General features: G+C 71.8%; 12 protein-coding genes. 6 read left to right on the forward strand and 6 right to left on the reverse strand.

What is annotated here, in order from left to right; translation table 11 throughout:
• Positions 1-156 precede the first annotated feature (156 nt).
• From htpG to BW996_RS00185, 3 genes are all read left to right on the forward strand, one after another.
• Complete coding sequence (gene htpG / locus BW996_RS00175; RefSeq protein WP_037485809.1) at positions 157-2,049, forward strand: molecular chaperone HtpG; 1,893 nt, start codon at positions 157-159, stop codon at positions 2,047-2,049.
• Between the two features lie 110 nt (positions 2,050-2,159).
• Positions 2,160-2,600 (forward strand): MerR family transcriptional regulator, encoded by a 441-nt coding sequence (locus tag BW996_RS00180; protein WP_037485806.1) that lies wholly within the window; start codon positions 2,160-2,162, stop codon positions 2,598-2,600.
• A gap of 108 nt (positions 2,601-2,708) precedes the next feature.
• Positions 2,709-4,832, forward strand: a complete 2,124-nt coding sequence (locus BW996_RS00185) for a VIT and vWA domain-containing protein (protein ID WP_051632306.1) — start codon at positions 2,709-2,711, stop codon at positions 4,830-4,832.
• Positions 4,833-4,847: 15 nt separating this feature from the next.
• On the opposite strand, the gene BW996_RS00190 is transcribed toward BW996_RS00185, so the two are convergent.
• From BW996_RS00190 to BW996_RS00200, 3 genes are all read right to left on the reverse strand, one after another.
• Complete coding sequence (locus BW996_RS00190; RefSeq protein ID WP_037485803.1) at positions 4,848-5,909, reverse strand: serine/threonine protein kinase; 1,062 nt, start codon at positions 5,907-5,909, stop codon at positions 4,848-4,850.
• Between the two features lie 59 nt (positions 5,910-5,968).
• Entirely contained in the window at positions 5,969-6,781 is an 813-nt protein-coding gene (locus BW996_RS00195; RefSeq protein WP_037485800.1) for a DUF2726 domain-containing protein, read from the reverse strand.
• A 187-nt stretch (positions 6,782-6,968) separates the two neighbouring features.
• Entirely contained in the window at positions 6,969-7,625 is a 657-nt protein-coding gene (locus BW996_RS00200; RefSeq protein ID WP_037485797.1) for a GNAT family N-acetyltransferase, read from the reverse strand.
• Between the two features lie 71 nt (positions 7,626-7,696).
• Here BW996_RS00200 and BW996_RS00205 point away from each other — a divergent pair, with 71 nt between their 5' ends.
• Together BW996_RS00205 and BW996_RS00210 are read left to right on the forward strand one after the other, a co-directional pair.
• Positions 7,697-9,208 (forward strand): DUF1800 domain-containing protein, encoded by a 1,512-nt coding sequence (locus BW996_RS00205; protein WP_076458435.1) that lies wholly within the window; start codon positions 7,697-7,699, stop codon positions 9,206-9,208.
• A gap of 51 nt (positions 9,209-9,259) precedes the next feature.
• Positions 9,260-10,498, forward strand: a complete 1,239-nt coding sequence (locus BW996_RS00210; protein ID WP_051632305.1) for a DUF1501 domain-containing protein — start codon at positions 9,260-9,262, stop codon at positions 10,496-10,498.
• On the opposite strand, the gene BW996_RS00215 is transcribed toward BW996_RS00210, so the two are convergent.
• From BW996_RS00215 to ssb, 3 genes are read right to left on the reverse strand one after another with little or no spacing between them, the layout of a single operon-like run.
• A complete protein-coding gene (locus BW996_RS00215; RefSeq protein WP_037485791.1) occupies positions 10,472-11,176 on the reverse strand; it encodes a DUF3226 domain-containing protein in 705 nt (234 codons plus the stop codon). The two genes, BW996_RS00210 and BW996_RS00215, sit on opposite strands and share 27 nt — an antisense overlap.
• A complete protein-coding gene (locus tag BW996_RS00220; protein WP_037485788.1) occupies positions 11,176-12,261 on the reverse strand; it encodes an AAA family ATPase in 1,086 nt (361 codons plus the stop codon). The genes BW996_RS00215 and BW996_RS00220 overlap by 1 nt, the downstream gene beginning before the upstream one ends.
• A 44-nt stretch (positions 12,262-12,305) precedes the next feature.
• The gene (gene ssb / locus BW996_RS00225; protein WP_076458438.1) at positions 12,306-12,860 is read right to left on the reverse strand and encodes a single-stranded DNA-binding protein; all 555 of its coding nucleotides are present in this window, start codon (positions 12,858-12,860) and stop codon (positions 12,306-12,308) included.
• 154 nt (positions 12,861-13,014) lie between these two features.
• On the opposite strand from ssb, the gene BW996_RS00230 reads away from it, so the two are divergent.
• Entirely contained in the window at positions 13,015-14,394 is a 1,380-nt protein-coding gene (locus BW996_RS00230; protein ID WP_051632128.1) for a chloride channel protein, read from the forward strand.
• Positions 14,395-14,422 lie beyond the last annotated feature (28 nt).

Here is a 14,422-nt window from a genome sequence, read left to right on the forward strand (position 1 = left end):
CCAGAAATTCACGTTCGGATTCGCCCCCCGGGTCCGGTGGGCTGCGGACAGGTCCGGGCGCGGCTCTTGAAAAGCGCTCACCCGGCCTCATGCTCGGAAGCCTTGGCCGCCCGCGGCCGTCGAATCCTTCGATTTCTTCCGAGACGACTCACGACCATGGAAAAACAGACCCTGTCCTTCCAGGCCGAGGTGAAGCAGCTGCTGCACCTCGTCACCCACTCGCTGTACTCCAACAAGGAGATCTTCCTGCGCGAGCTGGTGTCGAACGCATCGGACGCCTGCGACAAGCTGCGCTTCGAGGCGCTGAACGATGCCTCGCTGTTCGAGGACCAGCCCAACCTCGAGATCCGCATCGGCTTCGACAAGGCCGCGCGCCGCATCATCATCAGCGACAACGGCATCGGCCTGTCCGCCCAGGAAGCCATCGACCACCTCGGCACCATCGCCAAGAGCGGCACGAAGGAGTTCATGTCGAAGCTCGACGGCGACAAGGCCCGCGACGCCAACCTGATCGGCCAGTTCGGCGTGGGCTTCTACTCGGGCTACATCGTCGCCGACCGCATCACGGTCGAGAGCCGCCGCGCCGGCCTGCCGGTGACCGAAGGCGTGCGCTGGTCCAGCGAGGGCACCGGCGACTTCGAGGTCGAGACCATCACCCGCGAGCGCCGCGGCACCGACATCATCCTGCACCTGCGCGAGGGCGAGGACGAGTTCCTCGCCACCTGGAAGCTCAAGAGCATCGTCGGCAAGTACAGCGACCACATCTCGCTGCCGGTGCTGATGCGCAAGGAGGCCTGGGACGCCGAGAAGAGCGAGAACGTCGTCTCCGACGAGTGGGAGCCGGTCAACAAGGCCGCGGCCATCTGGACGCGCTCGAAGTCGGACATCACCGATGCCGAGTACAAGGCCTTCTACGAGCAGCTGACCTACGACACCGCCGCGCCGCTGGCCTACACGCACAACCGCGTCGAGGGCCGCACCGAGTACACGCAGCTGCTCTACATCCCGGCCAAGGCGCCGATGGACCTGTGGAACCGCGACAAGCGCGGCGGCGTCAAGCTCTATGTGAAGCGTGTCTTCATCATGGACGACGCCGAGGCGCTGATGCCGACCTACCTGCGCTTCGTCAAGGGCGTGATCGACTCGGCCGACCTGCCGCTGAACGTCAGCCGTGAGCTGCTGCAGGAAAGCCGCGACGTGCGCGCGATCCGCGAAGGCTCGACCAAGCGCGTGCTGTCGATGCTGGAGTCGCTGGCCGACCACGAGGACGCCGCCGAGAAGGCCAAGTACGCCGAGTTCTGGAAGCAGTTCGGCGCGGTGCTGAAGGAAGGCGTCGGCGAGGACCACGCCAACCAGGAGCGTCTGGCCAAGCTGCTGCGCTTCGCCTCGACCCACGCCGACGAGGGCGTGTCCTTCGCCGACTACGTCGCGCGCATGAAGGAAGGCCAGGAGGCGATCTACTACATCACCGCCGAGACCCTGGCCGCCGCGAAGAACAGCCCGCAGCTGGAGATCTTCAAGAAGAAGGGCATCGAGGTGCTGCTGTTCACCGACCGGGTGGACGAGTGGATGCTCTCGCACCTGTACGAGTTCGAGGGCAAGAGCCTGCAGAGCGTCGCCAAGGGCGCGGTCGATCTGGGCAAGCTGCAGGACGAGGACGAGAAGAAGCAGGCCGAGGCCGCCGCCGAGTCCTTCAAGCCGACGCTCGACCGCATCAAGGCCGCGCTGGCCAGCCGCGCCAAGGACGTGCGCGTCACCACCCGCCTGGTCGATTCGCCCGCCTGCCTGGTGGTCGAGGAAGGCGACATGAGCGGCCACCTGGCGCGCCTGCTCAAGCAGGCCGGCCAGAGCGCGCCCAACAGCCAGCCGGTGCTGGAGGTCAACGCCGAGCATGCGCTGGTGAAGAAGCTCGCCGCGCTGCCCGAGGGTGCGGCGCAGTTCGACGACCTGGCGCAGGTGCTGTTCGACAACGCGCTGCTGGCCGAGGGCGGCCAGCTCGAGGATCCGGCCGCGCACGTCAAGCGCATTCAGGCGCTGATCCTGGGCTGATCTCGGCTCGACCTTCGGCCGCTCTCTCCATCAAACGCCGGCAATGCCGGCGTTTTTTTGTCTTGATTGAGACACTTGAATGTGACACTTGTGGTGTGCATAATTGCGCCATGACGACGATTCCCGATGCCGCCAGCCACACGCTGGCCGAGCTGTGCGCGCTGGTCGATCTGCCGGCTCGGACGGTGCGCTACTACATGCAGCTCGGGCTGGTGGACCGTCCGGTCGGCGAGACGCGGGCGGCGCGCTACGGTGCGCGGCATCTGGAGCAACTGCTGCAGATCCGGCGCTGGAGCGCGGCCGGCCTGTCCCTGGAACGCATCCGGGCGCTGCTGCAGGGCGAGACGCCGGAGCTGCCTGCCCGCGCGCCGGTGCCCGGCACGGTGACGGTGTGCAGCCATCTGACGGTGGCCGACGGGGTGGAGCTCGTCATCGACCCCGGCCGGGCCGGCGTGTCGTCCGAACAGCTGCGCGTCTTCGTGCGTGCGGTCATGGCGGCCTGGGACGAGGCGCTGCGACCGAGCGGACCACAGGCGCAGACCCCTCCCTGACCGTCGACGAAGGAGTAGTGCGTGACCCAGACCCCCGTACCTGATCCGCTCCGGGATCTCCTGTCCCTCCTGGACCTGCATGCCGGGAATCCCCGGCGATCCGCCTCCTTGCCGCTGCTGCGCGGAGCGCGGGTTCGCGGCGAGCTGCGCGGTCTGCTGTTCGAGTCGACGCTGGAGCAGGTCTTCCGCAATGACACCGGCGAGAGCCTGGAGGTGATCCACACCTTCGCGCTGCCGGCGGGCGCGGTGCTGCTCGACATCGAGGTGCAGCTCGACGGGCGGCGGCTCACCGGCCGCATCGTGCCCGCCGCGCAGGCCGACATCGGCTACGAGCAGGCGCTGTGCGAGGGGCGCAGCGCGGTGATGCTCGAGTCCAACCGCGACGGCTCCTTCACGCTCAACCTCGGCCACCTGCGGCCGGGCGCCGAATGCGTGCTGCGGCTGAGCCAGGCCTGCGAGCTTCGGCCGCAGGCCGATCATCTGCGCCTGATCGTGCCGACGGTGATCGCGCCGCGCTACGGCCATCCCGCGCAGCAGGCCGGACTGCAGCCCCATCAGGTCCCGCCCGTCTTGCCGACGGTCGAATACCCCTTCGAGCTGGACCTGCGCCTGCACGGGGCGCTGGCGCGGGCGCGGCTCTCTTCGCCGAGCCATGCGATCGCGGTCGAGCCGGCCGGCGATGGCGGCAGCGTCGCGGTCACGCTGGCGCAGCCGGGCTGGCTGGACCGCGATCTGGTGCTGGTGCTGGATCGTCTGCCGAGCCGGGCGCTGGGGCTGCGCGCTGCGCCGGATGCCGCGCTGGCCCAGGGCCTCGTGCCCGTGATGCTGGCGATGCCGGTGGCGCCCGTGCGGCCTGCCGTGCGGGACGACGGGCCGGATCCGGTCGACCGGCCGATGCGCCTGAAGATGCTGATCGACTGCTCCGGCTCGATGAACGGCGCCAGCCTGCAGGCCGCGCAGCAGGCGCTGCGCCACGGCATCGCCTCGCTGCGCAGCGGCGACCAGTTCTCGCTGTCGCGTTTCGGCACCGAAGTGCAGCACCGCAGCCGCGCGCTGTGGACCCCGACGCCGGCGAGCCTGCAGGCGGCCCTGGACTGGGTCGACCACCTGCGGGCCGACCTGGGCGGCACCGAGATGAGCCGGGCGCTGGCCTCGGTGCTGGCGCTGCCGGCTGACGGGCCGTGCGACGTGCTGCTGGTCACTGACGGACAAATCCATGCCGTGCGCGAGCTGATCGAGACCGCGCGGGCGGGCCGGCAGCGTGTCTTCGTCGTCGGCATCGGCTCGGCCGTGCCGGAGGCGATGCTGCGCGATCTGGCGCGGCAGACCGGGGGCGCCAGCGAGTTCGTCACCCATGGCGAGGCGGTGGGCGGCGCGATGCAGCGGCTCTTTGCGCGGCTGCGCGAGCCGGGCTGCACCGGGCTGAGGCTGCGTCTGCCCGAGGCGGCGGGCGAGCCGCTCTGGGTCTCGGCACTGCCCGGGACCGGCTTTGTCGGCGAGACGCTGGTGCTGCACTTCTGGCTGCGGCAGTTCCCCGCCGAAGGCGATTTCGTGCTGGAAGGCTGGCTCGCCGGCCTGCAGGACCCGGCGGGCGAGGCGGTCGAGCTGGCACGGCTGCCGGTGAGCGCGCTGGCCGAGGCCGGGGAGAGCCTGCCGCGCATGCTGGTCGCCGCCGAGCTGGCCGACCGGTCGGCCCAGGAGCCGCAGGAGGCTCTGCCCCCGGCGCTGCTCGAGCGGGTGCTGGCCGCGCGGCTGATGTCCTCCGGCACGCGATTCCTGATGGTCGACGCGCAGTCGGACGCACCGCCGATGCCGGTGATGCCCCGTCAGCAGGTGGTGCCCAGCATGGCCCGCCCGGACGGGCTCGGGGCGCTGCTCCAGTTCGCGCCGATGATCGATTTCCTGCATGCGGCCCCCGCGCCCGCGCCCGCGCCTGCGGTCGCGCCGCAGGCCTTCCTGCAGGCCGTGGCGCAGGCCCGGTCGTCCGCAAGGGCGATCGGCTGGCCGGACCTGGAGCGGCTGGGGCTGCCGCCGCGGTTCCTTCGCGAGCTGCAGTCCTGCAGTCCGCCGGAGGGTACGCCTGAGCTGCTCGAGGCGCTCATCGAGCTGCTGCTCGACTGGGATCTGGACCGCCAGGCACCGCGCGGGGCGGCCAGCGGCGGCGCCTGGCGCGAGCAGCTGATCGTCGTGCTGCAGCAGGCGCTGCGGCCCGCGCTCTGGCGCCGGGCCTGAACGCGGGCCGCAGGCTCAGGCCACCAGCGGCTCGTCCTCCATCGCCGCGATCTGCTCGCGCAGCAGCGTCGTCTGCTGCGACCAGTAGGACGGGCTCTCGAAGCTGGGGAAGGCGATCGGGAAGGCCGGATCGTCCCAGCGCCGCGCGATCCAGGCGCTGTGCTGGATGAGGCGCAGCGTGCGCAGCGGCTCGATCAGCGTGAGTTCGCGCCGATCGAACTCGCGGATCGTCTCGTAGCCGTCGAGCAGCGCGCCAAGCTGGGCTTGCATCTCCTGGCGGTCGCCGCCCAGCAGCATCCACAGGTCCTGCACCGCCGGGCCGTTGACCGCATCGTCCAGATCGACGAAATGCGGGCCGGCCGAGGTCCACAGCAGGTTGCCGACATGGCAGTCGCCGTGCAGGCGCAGCAGCTCGAGCGGGCCGTGGCGGCGCAGCCGGGTGTCGACCGCATCGAGCGCGCGCAGGCAGGTGTCATGCCAGCCGTGCAGCGCGTCCGGCGGCAGCCGGTCGCTGTCGATCAGCCATTGCACCGAGGTGCGCGCGGCGGCGCTGCCGTCGAGCGTCAGGCGCTGCGCGAAGGGCCGGCGCGCGCCCACCGTGTGCAGCCGGCCGAGGAATCGGCCGATCCACTCCAGCACCGACGGGTCTTCCAGCTCGGGCGAGCGCCCGCCGCAGCGCGGCGACACCGCGAAACGCCAGTGCTCGAGCGTGGCCAGCGTCGGCGGCCGGCCCTGCAGCGTCAGGGCGGTGGGGGCCTCGGGGGGCGCGTGCAGCGCCAGCGGCGCCACCGCCGGCACCTCGGCCTCGGCCAGCTCGCGCGCGAAGGCGTGTTCCTCGAGGATCTGCGCGTCGCTCCAGCGCCCGGCGCGGTAGAACTTTGCCACTACCACCGCGGGTGGCGCGGCCTGCGGATCGAGGCTTTCCTCCAGATGCACCTGGAAGACGCGGTTCTCGTAGGAATTGAGCTGCAGGATGCGGCCGTCGCCGCGCAGGCCGGCGGCGTCGAGCGCGTCGAGCACCGCGTGCGGGGTCAGGCCGGCATAAGGCAGATCGGGGGAGGGCGGGGATGCGGTCATCGGCGCATCCTAGCGAAGCGGCCGCATCCGGGCCGGCGGCAGGGTCCGCTCGCGGCGGTTCAGCGCTTGCCGACGATGTCGCCGGCCGCGTCGCCCGGCGGGCCGAAGTCGCCGGGGTTGAACTTGCTGGTCGACTGGCCGGCCCAGCTGCGGTTGCCGGCGCCGTTGGGCGCGCCGGCCGCAGGGGGACGGGGCGAGTCGTCGAAGGGGTCGCGCTGGGTTTCCGGCGCGAAGAAGGAGTCGTGCGAGAAGCCCGACTCATACCACTGGCTGCTCGCGCCATTGGCCGGCGCGCCGTTGCGCACCGCGTTGGCCAGCGTCGAGCGGCGCTGCGCCGTCGTGTCGTCCGGGCTGCCCGGCACCGCCGGGCGCTGGCTGTCGCCGCTGGCGGGCACCAGCAGCTGCAGCTCGGCGGCGGTCGGCAGCTGGTCGGCGCGGCAGCGCACATAGCGCACCCGGCAGGCGTCGAGCACCGCCAGCTTGATCGCCGCGGTGCGCTTGGAGGCCGGCCGGCTCGGCCGCTCGATGTCGACCGCGGCCAGCACCTTGCCGTTGTCGGCGCAGACGACGAAGCTCACATGGATCGGGCCGAGCAGGTTGAACCAGTAGCGCAGCTCCTCGCGGTCCTCGGGCTGACAGAAACGCACCAGCGGCAGCTTGGCCAGGATCATGTGGTGCGGCAGCGCGGTGCGCAGCTGGCGGTAGAGCGCACGCTCCTCGGGCGAGAAGATGGGGCGTTGGGTCAGCGGCCATTCGGTGGGCAGCTCGGCGTTGCCGCTGGCGGCCGCCCCGGAGCGCCGCAGGACCAGCACCGCCAGACCGATGATGCCTGCGATCGCGGCGAGGGCGAGGATCCAGACTTGGATGGGCATGGGAGGTTCCGAGAGTTTGCAAGGTGAAGGCGGTGGATGCCTTCGCCGCTCTATCGGCCACCTGAACCGGCAATTGGCACCCCTTGGGTGCCATTATGTAACGCTATGTCAACAGATTTGCTGTTTGCAACAGCCGTCGATCGTGGGCAGGCCTGCCGTCCGTCGTCCGGCCGGGGCAGGGCGCGCTTCAGCGGCCGGGCTGCAGCAGATGGCGGCCGAGCGCCAGCAGGTGGCGCCACTGGCGCTGGCCGCGCCGCGACTGGTAGCTCAGCTCGGTGGCCTGACGTGCGAACAGCTCCTCGAGCTGGCTCATCAGCGTGTTGGGCGGCAGGTGCAGCCAGGCCTCGGTCTCGCCGCCTTCGCTGCGCAGCTCGGCGCCGGCCTGGCGCGCGATGCGCAGCATCGCGGTGTTCTCGCTGAGCGCATGGATGTAGAGCCGGTCGATGCCGTGATTGCGCGCATGGCGCACCGCATGCTCGAACAGGCGCGCGCCGTGGCCGCGCCCACGCGCCCGCAGATCCACCGACACGGCAAACTCCGCCATCCGGCGCATGCCGTGATGGGCTCCGGCCACATCGCAGCAGGCCAGATGGGAGATCGCCAGCAGCTGCAGGCGATGATCGAAGATGCCGAACACCTCGCCCTGCTGGAAGTCGATCGAGGCCACATGCTGCCGGATGCGCTCGTCGCTGGCCGGGTAGCCGAAGCGCAGATAGCGGTCATGCGCGCTCAGCGCCAGCAGATGGCGTTCGATGCGGCTGCGATGCGAGGCATCCAGCCGGCGGATCGGCACCCAACGCCACCAGGCGCGCTGCCGTGTCGGGGAAGCCGGGGGGGTATTCATGGCGGCAATATACGGGGTAACCCTTGGTCTTGAGCTTATCGATGTGCAGAACCCCTGATGCTGATGCTGCAATGCAGCAAAAATTGCCGGCTTCATCGGAAGCGCAGGATCCGGTGCGGCGCGGGCTGCTGCAGAGCCTGGGCGCGGGCGCGCTGACGCTGGCCGGCTGTGCCTCGGCGCCCCCGGGCCGACCGCGGACGCCGCCGCGGCTGCCGCCGTCCGAGCGTGCCTGCGCCGACCGGCTGGGCTGGGGCATCGATGCCGCCACCGCACGGCGCTGGCAGGAGCGCGGCCGTCGCCGCATGATCGCCAGCCTGCTGCGGCCCGCGTCTGGCGAGGGCCTGCCCGCACCGGTGCAGGCACGGCTGGAGGCGATGTCGATCGTGACGACGAGTCCGCTGGCGCGGCTGCAGCAGCTCGAGCAGCTGCGCCGCAGCGAGGACCGGCAGGCCGTCTCCCGCCGGCTCGACGAGCTGCACCGCGAGGCGGTCGACCGCACGCTGCTGCTGGCGCTGCATTCGCCGCACGGGGTGCGCGAGCGCATGACCTGGTTCTGGAGCAACCATTTCAGCGTCGCCGCGGCCAAGTCCAACCTGCGCGCGCTGGTGGGCGACCATGAGCAGGCGCTGCGCGAGCGGGCGCTCGGTCGCTTCGAGGACCTGCTGCAGGCCGCCACCTTCCAGCCGGCGATGCTGCGCTACCTCGACAACGAGTCCAGCGCCGCCGGGCGCCTGAACGAGAACCACGCGCGCGAGCTGCTGGAGTTGCACACGCTGGGCGTGGACGGCGGCTACACCCAGCGCGACGTGCAGGAGCTGGCCCGGGTGCTGAGCGGCCTGGGCCTGAGCCTGGCCGAGCCGGGCACGCTGCCGAGGATGAAGCCGGCGCAGCAGCCGCAGCACTGGCGCGACGGCCCGACCGAGTTCAACCCGGCGCGCCATGACGACGGCGACAAGACGCTGCTGGGCCGGCGCATCGCCGGCGGGCGCGGCCGCGAGGAGATCGTCGAGGCGCTGCGGCTGCTGGCGCGCCATCCGGCCACCGCTCGCCATCTCTGCACGAAGCTGGCGCTGTTCTGGCTGGGCGTGCCGGGCTCGGGGGGGCTGATCGAACGCCTGGGCCGGCGCTTTCTCGACGAGGACGGCGCGATCGCGCCGGTGCTGGCGCTGTTGTTCGCCGATCCGGAGTTCGAGGCCTCGCTGGGGCGGCGCTTCAAGGAGCCGCTGCTCTATGTCGTCTCGGCCGCGCGGCTGGCGGGCGACAGCGCGCCGGTGCTCGACACCGCGCCGCTGTGGAGCGCGCTGGGCCGGCTCGGCCAGCGCCCTTTCGGCCGGCAGACGCCCGACGGCTATCCGCTCGACGAGGCTTCCTGGGCGGGCGCCGGCCAGATGGTGGCGCGCTTCGATGTGGCGCGTGCGCTGGCGCGGGCCTTTGTGGCGCCGCTGCGGCCGGTCGCGCTGCTCGACGAGACCGGCGCGCTGCTGCCGCTGGGCGAGCGCAGCCGCTCCGTGCTCGATCAGGTCCGCACCCCGCAGGAGCGCAACGCCTTGCTGCTGTCGGCGCCGGAGTTCATGCGCAGCTGAAGGGCGCTGCCTCGCCGGCCGATGTCTTCGCTCATCCGAAGGAGATCCATGATGTGTCCCGATCCGCACCCGCTGTCGTCGACCCGCCGCCGCCTGCTGGGGGCCGCCGCGCTGGCCGGGCTGGCCACGCCCTGGCGACTGAGGGCCGCGCCGGCGGACACGCCCCGGCTGCTGGTGGTCTTCCTGCGCGGCGCCTGCGACATGGCCAGCCTGCTGGTGCCGGCGGCCAGCGACGACTACCTGGCCGCGCGCCCGCGCATCGCCATCGCCCGGCCGGGCAGCGCGCCCGACGCGGCGCTGGCCCTGCCCGGCGAGGTCGATTGGGCGCTGGCCCCGGCGCTGGGCGACAGCCTGCTGCCGCTCTACGCCCGCGGCGAGCTGGCCTTCGTGCCCTTCGCCGGCATCCATGAGCTCTCGCGCAGCCATTTCGAGACGCAGGACCGGCTGGAGATGGGCGCGGCCGATGGCTCGCCCGCCGAGGTGCGCCGCAGCGGCTGGATGAACCGCCTGGCCGCCGAGATCGGCGCCGGTCGCGGCGAGGTGATCGCGCTGACGCGCGAGCTGCCACTGATCCTGCGCGGCGACATCGCGGTGCCCAACCAGGCGCTCGACGGCGCCAGCCTGGCCGGTGTCGATGCGCGTCAGGCGGCGCGGCTGCGCCAGATGTACGCCGGCACCGCGCTGGCCGGCGCGGTCGACGACGGGCTGGAGGTGCGCCGCATGGCGCAGCAGGACCTGGCGCCGGGCATGGAGCCGGCCGGCCGGGGCGCCATCTCCGCGCGCGGCTTCGAGGGCGAGGCCCGCCGCATCGCCCGGCTGATGCGCGAGCGCTGGCGCCTGGGCTTCGTCGACATCGGCGGCTGGGACACGCACGTCGGCCAGGGTGGCGCCACCGGCGCGCTGGCCACCCGCGCCGGCGAGCTCGGCCGCGGCCTGGCCGGCTTCGCCGCCGAGCTGGGCGAGGCCGCCTGGCGCGACACCGTGGTCGTGGTGATGAGCGAGTTCGGCCGCACCTTCCGCGAGAACGGCAGCCGCGGCACCGACCACGGCCACGGCACCACCTGGATGGTGCTGGGCGGGGCGGTGCGCGGCGGGCGCATCGTCGGCGAGCAGGTGCCGGTCGGCTTCGCCTCGCTGCACCAGGGCCGCGACTGGCCGGTGCTCAACGAATACCGCGCGCTGCTGGCCGGGCTGCTCGGCCGCATGTACGGGCTGGACGCGGCGCGGCTGGGGCGGGTGTTCGATGCGGGCGTGGGCGGGGCTTCAGGGCCGGGGGGCGGGCTGGTCTGACGCGGGAAAGATGGTGAGCAGCCAGTCGCGCAGCGGGCGGCCGTCCGGACCGTCCGGGTCGAGAAGACCCGCGGTGATCACCTGATCGACGCCGAAGCCTGGGCGGGACTGCCAGGCCAGCCAGGTGGCCATTTCCGCCTTGGCGCGCTGCGTCGGTCTGAACCGGTGCGGTTGCGGCAGGGCGTTCACGACCGCGCAGGCATGGTCGAACAGCGGCTGCTCCCCTTCATGGAGGCTGCGTCGGACCCAGTCCTCCAGCGTGCCGTCGCCGCGGTTGTCGGGCATGACCCAGGCGCCGATGTCCGGCAGCCCGTCGTCATGGGCGAACAGCAGTCCTGCCGAGTGCGGATGTTCGGGCTTCAGGCCGTATCCGAAGCCCGCAAGGTCTTGGGTGATTCTGGCCAGCGTGGCCGGGAATCCACCATCCGGCGGCGAGTCCGCGTCGACCACCACGCCCAGATGCTTGAGCTGGCCGTCGTTCAGCTGGCGCAGCAGCACGGGCAGATGGTTGAGCACGCCCTGCTTGGTGTTGAAGGCCGAGGCCTGCAGCTCGCGGGGCGGCGCCACCTTGACCATGGTCCTGGTGTCCAGCCCCAGGGTCCGGCACAGGGCCTGGAAGAAGAGCTGGTCCGAGGTGCCCTCGACGAGCAGCAGATTGGGCAGTGCAGGCGCGGGCATCAGCGCACCTCCACCTCGGCCTGGGTGATGTCGTGCAGCGCCGCCTCGTCGAAGACGGTGGCGATGATTCGGCCGCGGTCACTGTGGCGCAGGCTGCGCCCCATGCGGAACAGCACGCCGTCGATGTCCTGCCGCTGCCGGGCCACCCGAGCGAAGCTCTCGATGCAGTCCCAGCTGTGGGTGGTGGCGAAGATCTGGATGTCGAGCCGCTCCGCCATCTCGAACAGCAGCGACCAGACCTGCTCCTGCACGCTGTAGTGCAGGCCGTTCTCGAACTCGTCGATCAGCAGCAGCCCGCCGCGCGCCGAGACCAGCTGCAGCGCGATCTGCAGGATGCGCTGCATGCCGTCGCCCAGGCTCTTCAGCGCGACAGGAGAACCGGTGTTCGACAGCTTGACCTTGGCGCTGCGATGTCTGCCCGCAGGATCGCCGATCTGGACGAAGGTGAGGTTCTCGAACTCCGGCGTGATGAGCCTCAGCGCCCGCCGGACGATGTCCTCATGCTCGGTGAATACGATGCGGTCCCACTGCGCGGCGAGCGCGTCCATCGGCATCCATCGGGTGCGCACTAGGCCGCAGGGAATGGCGGGCAGCGGTTCCGGCACTCGGCGGTCGGAATCCAGGAAGACCGTGGCCAGCGGCCGGTCCTGCAGCAGGACGAACAAGGCGTGCTCGGTTCGGCCGGGAAAGAGGGCGAGGTCCTGCTTCGGCACCCGGCGCGTGGTGAGGCGAACCACGGTGCCCTGCGCTTCCTGCACATGTTCCTCTGTGTCACTGACATGGGCATGCAGCAGGCGCAGCAGGGATGCCGGGTTCGTGGGGTCGCCGATCTGGATGGCGTCCGTCCAGTCATCGCCCGCCGGAAAGCCATGTCCGGGAAACAGGTCCTTCGGCGATTCGTCGCGGGCCTGGGTGATGCGCTCGATGACTTCCCGGCTGGCGCGGCCGGCATGGAGGCTGAGGGCCTCCAGCACCGTGCTCTTGCCGGCGTTGTTCCGCCCTACGATCAGATTGACCCGGCCGAGCCGGCCGACATGGAAGTCCTGCAGGCAGCGGAAATTCCGGATGACGAGGGCGTTCAGCATCAGGATCTCCAGCGTGGCTCCGTCACGGCGCGGGTCGCCGGCAATCAGAACGGAATGTCGTCATCCATGTCGTCGAAGCCGGTCGACGACTTCGGCGCGGGGGCCGGGGCGGGGCGGGGGGCCGGACGCGGGGCCGGGGCGGCCTGGCGCATCGGGGCGCGCGGGGCCGGTGCCGGGGTGTAGCCGGACTCGGCGTCGTCGCCGAAGTCGCCGCCGGCGCGGCTGCCGCCCCGGCTGCCGCCGCCCGCGCCACCACCGGCGCCGTCCTCGCGGCCGCCCAGCAGCTGCATCTGGTCGGCGATGATCTCGGTGGTGTACTGGTCGACGCCGTCCTTCTGCCACTTGCGGGTCTTCAGGCGGCCCTCGACATAGACCGGGCGGCCCTTGCGCAGGTATTCGCCGGCGATCTCGGCCAGGCGGTCATAGAAGACGACGCGGTGCCATTCGGTCTCTTCCTGGCGCTCGCCGGAGGCCTTGTCCTTCCAGTTGCGCGAGGTGGCGATGGTGACGTTGCAGATGGCCGAACCGCTGGGTGCGTAGCGCACTTCCGGGTCGCGGCCGAGGTTGCCGATGAGGATGACTTTGTTGACGGAGGCCATGGGCGCTCGCTCCTGGAACGGTGGGGCCGGCCGGGGCATCGGGCGGATGCGACGGCGGCCGAGGTGTGTAGAGAACTGGGGGACAATTGTGCCGCACCGCCCGTCTCCCGCGCCGCCCGGCGCCGTCCCCCTCTCTGGTGATGACCCGCGCCTGATGTCCCTGCCTCCCGACCGTTCCCTGCGTGCCCTGATCGAGCCCCTGCTGCGCGAGATGCGCTCAGGGCGCCAGTGGATCGACCGCAGCGTGGTGCTGGTGTTCGCGCTGCTGACCGGGCTCGTGGTGACCGCCTTCACCGCGCTGGCCGAGCTGGCCACCGGCACCTGGGTGGCGCTGCAGGGCTCGGGCTGGACCGGCGCGCTGCTGGCGCTCGTGTGGACGCCGGTGCTGACGGTCGCGGTGCTGATGTGGACCCGCCGCTTCGCCCGCGAGGCCGGCGGCTCCGGCATTCCGCAGGTGCTCGCCGCGCTGCATGACGACACGCCCCCGGAGCGCGTCGCGGCGCTGGTCTCGCCCCGGCTGGCGCTGCAGAAGCTGCTGCTGACCTGCGCCGGGCTGCTCGGCGGCCTGTCGATCGGCCGCGAGGGTCCAACGGTGCAGGTGGGCGCCGGCGTGATGCTGGGCGCGCGGCGCTGGCTCTCGCCGGGCAGCGGCATCGACGCGCACGACCTGATGGTGGCCGGCGCCGCCGCCGGGGTGGCCGCGGCCTTCAACACGCCGCTGGGCGGCATCGTCTTCGCCATCGAGCAGCTCACCCGCCGCCGCGACCTGCGCCACAGCAATCTGACGATCGCCGCGATCGTGCTGGCCGGCCTGGTGTCGATCTCGGTCTTCGGCAACGAGAGCTATTTCGGCGCGCTGGTGGTGCCGGTGCTGGACTGGAGCCTGCTGGCGCCCGGCCTGGCGGTGGCGCTGGCTGCTGGGCTGGCTGGCGGGCTGTTCTCGCGGCTGCTGGTGCTGTGCGCGCAGGGCGGCAGCGACCGCGTCAGCCGCTGGCGCGCCGCGCATCCGCTGCGCTTTGCCGCCGCCTGCGGGCTGGCGGTCGGCCTGATCGGCCTGGTGACGTCGGGCGCGACCGCCGGCGCCGGCTACCACCCGACCCGCGCGCTGCTCGAGCACGGCGACGACGGCCTGCCGCCGCTCTACACGCTGTTGAAGTTCGTCGCCACCTGGCTGTCGGCCTGGAGCGGCGTGCCGGCGGGCACCTTCGCGCCGTCGCTGGCGATCGGCGCCGGGCTCGGGCAGGACATCGCACGGCTGGCCGGCCTGGCTGGCCGGCCGGAATCGGTCGCGCTGGTGGCGCTGGGCATGGTCGGCTTCCTGTCGGCGACCACCCAGGGGCCGATCACCGCCTTCATCATCGTCATGGAAATGGTCTCCGGCCAGGCGATGGTGCTGAGCCTGATGGCGTGCGCGCTGCTGTCGGGCGCGGTGGCGCGGCTGGTCAGCCCGTCGATGTACACCGAGATGGCGGTGCTGTGGGGCATGCCGCGGCCGGCGGCCGGCCTGGCCGGCGCCTCTCCCCATTCGGGGTGAGCAGGCGCGCTCGCCGGCCTCGCGTACC

This window comes from Sphaerotilus natans, from assembly GCF_900156335.1.
In the GTDB taxonomy this organism is placed as follows: Bacteria; Pseudomonadota; Gammaproteobacteria; order Burkholderiales; family Burkholderiaceae_C; genus Sphaerotilus; species Sphaerotilus natans.

Excerpts from the sequence above, each read along its gene's own strand:
- htpG (WP_037485809.1), top strand. The coding sequence starts at position 157 with ATGGAAAAACAGACCCTGTCCTTCCAGGCCGAGGTGAAGCAGCTGCTG.
- BW996_RS00180 (WP_037485806.1), top strand. The coding sequence starts at position 2,160 with ATGACGACGATTCCCGATGCCGCCAGCCACACGCTGGCCGAGCTGTGC.
- BW996_RS00190 (WP_037485803.1), bottom strand. The coding sequence starts at position 5,909 with ATGACCGCATCCCCGCCCTCCCCCGATCTGCCTTATGCCGGCCTGACC.
- BW996_RS00195 (WP_037485800.1), bottom strand. The coding sequence starts at position 6,781 with ATGCCCATCCAAGTCTGGATCCTCGCCCTCGCCGCGATCGCAGGCATC.
- BW996_RS00200 (WP_037485797.1), bottom strand. The coding sequence starts at position 7,625 with ATGAATACCCCCCCGGCTTCCCCGACACGGCAGCGCGCCTGGTGGCGT.
- BW996_RS00205 (WP_076458435.1), top strand. The coding sequence starts at position 7,697 with ATGCAGCAAAAATTGCCGGCTTCATCGGAAGCGCAGGATCCGGTGCGG.
- BW996_RS00210 (WP_051632305.1), top strand. The coding sequence starts at position 9,260 with ATGTGTCCCGATCCGCACCCGCTGTCGTCGACCCGCCGCCGCCTGCTG.
- BW996_RS00215 (WP_037485791.1), bottom strand. The coding sequence starts at position 11,176 with ATGCCCGCGCCTGCACTGCCCAATCTGCTGCTCGTCGAGGGCACCTCG.
- BW996_RS00220 (WP_037485788.1), bottom strand. The coding sequence starts at position 12,261 with ATGCTGAACGCCCTCGTCATCCGGAATTTCCGCTGCCTGCAGGACTTC.
- ssb (WP_076458438.1), bottom strand. The coding sequence starts at position 12,860 with ATGGCCTCCGTCAACAAAGTCATCCTCATCGGCAACCTCGGCCGCGAC.
- BW996_RS00230 (WP_051632128.1), top strand. The coding sequence starts at position 13,015 with ATGTCCCTGCCTCCCGACCGTTCCCTGCGTGCCCTGATCGAGCCCCTG.